Source organism: Vibrio sp. 10N.286.48.C11, from assembly GCF_041469805.1.
GTDB classification, from domain to species: Bacteria; Pseudomonadota; Gammaproteobacteria; order Enterobacterales; family Vibrionaceae; genus Vibrio; species Vibrio crassostreae_C.
This window is the reverse complement of the sequence record NZ_JBFRLK010000096.1, coordinates 1-3,182: the sequence shown is the minus strand read 5'-3', so window position 1 is coordinate 3,182 and position 3,182 is coordinate 1. Positions and strand designations below refer to the sequence as shown.

1 protein-coding gene is annotated in these 3,182 nt (G+C 49.3%); it reads left to right on the top strand.

Translation table 11 applies throughout. The annotated features are described in order from the left end of the window. Positions 1-3,182: VCBS domain-containing protein (locus AB4209_RS20225; RefSeq protein WP_372057110.1), on the top strand; the 3,182-nt coding region annotated here is incomplete at both ends.

Sequence of the window (3,182 nt, the reverse complement as noted above, 5' to 3'; positions counted from 1 at the left end):
GGTCATTGGGTGTTCACCGCGAGCAGCGCGTTTAATCAGTTAAACGTCGGCGATAAAGTAGAAGAAACCTTCACGGTGTCGTCTGTTGATGGAACACCGTCCACTATCAAGGTGACAATCAACGGTACTAACGACACCGCTACTGTCAGCAGTGCGACCGTCGCTATCGATGAAACTGACAAAGCGGTAACGACATCAGGAGCTCTCACCAGTACCGACGTGGATAATCCAGATAACGCATTCACACCGGATTCGATTACTGGCACCAACGGCAACCTCACCATTGGTGCTAATGGCCAATGGACATTCACCGCCAACAGTGCGTTTAATCAATTGAACGTCGGCGATAAAGTCGAAGAAACCTTTACCGTCTCTTCCGTTGATGGCACACCGTCGACCATCAAAGTGACGATTAATGGCACCAATGACCGCCCTACTATCTCAGGTACCTCAAGTGGCGCGGTGATCGAACAGGGCTTGAACACGGCAGGAAACCCCGATGCGACAGGGAGCTTAATCGCGACTGATATAGATAAGTCCGACACCGTTACGTGGGCAATCAATCAACCCCAAGGTCAATGGGGAACGCTGTCGATTGATCAGCATGGTCATTGGCACTATCAGCTAGACAATTCAACCGGCGGTGCCGCGGATAAACTCGCGGCTGGTGAACATCAGTCTGAATCATTCTGGATCACCGCTACCGATTCAACAGGAGCGACAGTCCCTCATAAAGTCGTTATCGATGTGCAAGGCAGCAACGACAAACCAATTGTCAGTGCGTGGACTCAGCTTCCTGCGGGTAAAGAGGATCAACCCGTAACCATCAAGGCTTCTGACTTGCTAACACATGCAAGCGATGTGGATAGTAGCGATGTATTGCACGTGACAAATTTGCAAGCGACACACGGTAGCCTGACTGATAATAAAGATGGCACTTATACCTTCACGCCAGATAAAGATTTCAATGGTGAGATTCGACTCACCTATGATGTGGTTGACGGCCATGGGGGCAGCGTCAGCACTCAAGCTAAGTTTGATCTTATCGCAACTCCAGATAACGCGATTATTACCGACGCACAAGCCAATGCAGACTTACGGGGAGTAACTGAAGATCGCGGCTATATAGATACCCACTACCAACTGCATTACGACGGCAGATTAAACATCCAAGACCCTGATAAGGGAGAGGCACAGTTTGATCCGAATATAGGCTCACAAACCTATCAAGGTATTGGCTACGACACCAAACTGGGTGGGCACATACTGCTCATGCGCGACGGTCACTACACCTATACCCTCGACAACCGCAATATACAGAACTTAGCGCAAGGCGAAGTTAAACACGATTCAGCCATTATACGCTCAGCAGATGGTACAACACACACGATAGAGCTAACGGTTCATGGTACCAACGATGCCCCAACCATCAATGCTCAGTCCCACTCAGTGACTGAAGGTGGAAGCGTTCTAAATGGACAAATGGTTGGCCAAGATATTGATACCGGTGCGGCCTTGACTTACAGCGCACCGCAGATTGATGGCTTGGTGGTTAATCCGGACGGCAGTTATAGCTTCGATCCTGCTCACTCTAGCTATCAATCGTTAGCATCAGGTGTCACGAAGACATTGACTGTTCCAGTAACAGTCACAGACGAGCATAATGCGAGCAGCACTCAAAACCTCTCAATAACGATTACAGGGGTTAATAATTCTGCCGTTATCGGCGGTGTCTATACTGGAGATGTTCATGAAGGGCATACCTATACAGCACCAGATGGTACAATGTCTGGTGGCTACGTCGATGATCGCTCACCAGATCATATGCATGGAAACATCGGCAAATTATGGAACGACGAAATACACACTGATGGTCACCTGAACATTGTTGATCCAGACTCCGGTGAAAGCCATGCCCAAACCGGCGTTTATTACGGCACTCATGGTCGTGTCATACTTCAGAGTAACGGAGATTGGAGCTACTACGCTTCCATAGGCCAAGACGCAACAGGTAGAAAGATTGATCACCTCGGCCAAGGTGAATCGATAACGGATACTGTCACCGTCAAATCGGCTGATGGCACCACTCACGATATTGTTGTCACCGTTCATGGCGATAACGACCGTCCGTATTGTTCTGGTGAAGTGCAACTGAACAGCGGTAAAGAAGATCTTGCTCAAACCATCACAGCAACCGAGCTAATCGCTAATACTGTTGACGTAGACGCCAACGATGCAGGTAAGCTCACTATCGCTAATTTGCATGCTGACCATGGCTCGATTCAAGACAATCACGATGGAACCTTCACCTTCACTCCAAGCCACAATTACAACGGCAGCGTCCACTTCACCTACGATGTGAAAGACGCGCATGGTGGTACAACACACACTGGCGCATCAACGACGCTCTCGGCTGTTGGCGATAAAGCCCAAATCGCTGGCGTTGATACTGGTTCAATAACCGAAAACAGCGCGGGTGTCGACATGTCACCCGACTATGCTCACTCAGGCATCGCCACACTTGGCAATACAACACTCTATGCTGATGGCAAGCTGACCATCACAGACCCCGATGTAGGCGAGTCAGGATTTGAACGCCAAGGCAGCAATGGTTACGACTATCACGGCACCTATGGCGATCTAATCTTACTCACCGATGGCACCTGGCATTACCATGCCGATGCTGGGCATCTATCAGGTATAGGTGCTAGACCCACAACGCGTGGCACTGCAATTGACCAACTTGGTGAAGGGCAAAGCTTAACCGATACGATTACAGTCCATTCAAAAGATGGTACAACACACGATATTGTCATCACCATTCACGGCAGTAACGACAGACCTTACTGTTCATCTGAAGTGGTGCTTGCAAATGGCAGTGAAGATACACGCCAAACCTTAACCACCGCGCAACTATTAGCGAATACCGTCGATGTGGATGCCAATGACGCCGGTAAACTAACCATTGAAAACCTGCATGCTGACCATGGCTCTATTCTAAACAATGCCGATGGTACGTTTACGTTTACCCCAGAAAAAGACTATAACGGCGATGTACACTTCAGCTATGACGTTAAGGATGCACACGGTGGTGTGACCCACACCGGCGCAACCACCAACTTAGCTGCGGTTAACGACAACCCTGATGTGACGCCTTTAACAGACAGTGTCAGTGAGGGGGC